The sequence below is a fragment of the Morganella sp. GD04133 genome (assembly GCF_029835375.1).
Lineage (GTDB): Bacteria > Pseudomonadota > Gammaproteobacteria > Enterobacterales > Enterobacteriaceae > Morganella > Morganella morganii_B.
The window spans coordinates 1-966 of record NZ_JAODZS010000099.1 but is presented as its reverse complement, the minus strand read 5'-3'; the positions used below and the strand labels follow the sequence as shown (position 1 = coordinate 966).

General features: G+C 51.6%; 1 protein-coding gene and 1 pseudogene. Both read left to right on the top strand.

All coding sequences use genetic code 11. The annotated features are described in order from the left end of the window. Positions 1–289: pseudogene (locus tag N7387_RS21270) on the top strand (hypothetical protein); the annotation flags it as partial. Further along, positions 276–966, top strand: a 691-nt coding sequence (locus N7387_RS21265; protein WP_279800954.1) for a phage baseplate protein, incomplete at its 3' end; no start/stop codon positions are given. The pseudogene N7387_RS21270 and the gene N7387_RS21265, both read left to right, overlap by 14 nt.

The window sequence follows — 966 nt, the reverse complement described above, 5'->3', positions numbered from 1 at the left end:
TAGGTACAGGGGTAAGCTGGCAGCTACGCGGCCGGTCGTCTCCCCGGAAAATGGGTTGATTGGCTACCCGGTATACACCAGGGGAGGATTAACTATCCAGACACAGTTTTCACCCTTTATTGTTCAGGGTGAGCAACTAAGGCTTGATACATCCCTACCGGGAGCGTCTGGGGATTACGATGCCAGACTGGTATCTCATTACCTCACGTCCTGGACGAAAAACGGGGCATGGCACACGATTGCCACAATATCACCATTTGTTCCGGAGAAAGAAAATGGCAATGAGTGAATATGACGCTATAGCCAGCGATGCCGACAGCCTGCTATACAACCTTGAATCATTCCTCAGCGGCAAGCACTTTATTGAAATCGTCATGGTAATGGCAGTGTACGGTGAAGCGCCAAACCTTAAAGTTGACTTTCTTCCACTGGTTACCAGAACAACAAACACCGGCGCACCAATCCAGAATGCTCAGGTTTATGGGGCCAGTGTATGGCGGCTTCAGCGCGGAAGCTCAGCGATTATTATGGATCCGGTGGTCGGTGATATTGGCATAGCGCTGTACTGTGACAAAGACAGCGACAACGCCAGACGGGACCTGATATCAGGAGCGCCGAACACAACACGCTGTCACAGCCGGATTGATGCTCTTTATCTTGGCGGGTTGCTTAACCAGCAGCCGGATCAGTTTATTGAATTTGCGGATAGCGCTATCAATATCACCAGCCCGAATCCTGTTAATGTGACCTGCTCAAAGGCGACCATTATCGCACCGGATGGCGTGACAGTGGACTCTCCTGACTCTCACTTCACCGGGAATATAACGGCCGACGGAAATATCACTGATAACGCAGGGTCGCAAAGTTCCAGCGTCAAGGCGCTGCGTGATGCCTACAACAAGCATAAGCATCCGGTGACCGGCGTCGAGTCGGGCGAAAGCAAAGTGATCAGTAATTCGCCGGAGA